We start from the raw sequence: 1,049 nt of genomic DNA on the forward strand, positions 1-1,049 counted from the left end.
AAGGGGTATCCATTTAGCTCCACATAGCGTATAACTACTGGATGGATATCCATACTTTATCCCCGATTGCCGGCAAAGACTACCCCCAAAATTGGAATGCATTCCTGGACTGGTTTTCCACTGAGGATGCCTGTCTTGCTTATCTCGAAAAACTCCGTTGGCCAGAAGGCTTCGTGTGTCCATCCTGTGCCCTGGCGGGGAAGCCGCATAGAGCGAATCGCGGTCGATTGATTTGTCGCCACTGTCGTTATCAAAGCTCTGTTACTGCCGGTACGATTTTTAGCAAGACGAGAACACCACTCCGAGTGTGGCTGGCGGCAGCATGGTATCTGACCAATCAGAAGCAAGGTGTAAGCGCGCTTGGCTTGCAGCGGGTATTAGGCTTGGGAAGCTACCAGACAGCCTGGATGATTCTGCATCGGTATCGCCGGGCGATGATCAGGCCGGGTAGAGAAAAACTGCACGGTTTGGTCGAGGTCGATGAGACCTATCTGGATATGACTGATGGCCGGCCGGGGGATAGAAGCAAGCGGAAAAGCCATACACAGCGCGTACTTATCATTCTTGCGGTGGAGATAAAGGAGCCCCAAGGCTTCGGTCGGATTCGCTTGCGTCGCATTGATGATGACACGAAGGGTAATGTCCTGCCCTTTATCCAGAACTCAATAGAAACCGGCAGCCATGTCCGCACCGATGGCGCGGGTATGTATGTGAAGCTACATGAGCTCGGTTACCAGCATGATCGAAAAGTCATGCTGGGTTCGGAAACGCCTGCACATACCTCAATGCCGGGCGTACACCGTGTCGCTTCACTGATTAAACGCTGGCTACTTGGCACCCATCATGGGGCTGTTCGGCCCGAACAACTTGACGCTTACCTTGATGAGTTCGTGTTCCGATTTAATCGCCGTTCTTCAAGATCGCGAGGGATGTTGTTTTACCGATTGTTGCAGCAGGCTGTTGCAACTGAACCGGTGACTTACGAGAACGTCGTTGTGAGGAAGGCTAAGGAGGAATAAATGAGAGGTGGAGCTAAATGGATACCCCTT

General features: G+C 52.0%; 1 protein-coding gene. It reads left to right on the forward strand.

Features of this window, described 5'->3' with window-relative positions; all coding sequences use genetic code 11:
* Positions 1-41: 41 nt before the first annotated feature.
* A complete protein-coding gene (locus IB286_RS15355) occupies positions 42-1,019 on the forward strand; it encodes an IS1595 family transposase (protein WP_022959703.1) in 978 nt (325 codons plus the stop codon).
* Positions 1,020-1,049: the final 30 nt, after the last annotated feature.

It is taken from the genome of Spongiibacter pelagi (assembly GCF_014705705.1).
In the GTDB taxonomy this organism is placed as follows: Bacteria; Pseudomonadota; Gammaproteobacteria; order Pseudomonadales; family Spongiibacteraceae; genus Spongiibacter; species Spongiibacter pelagi.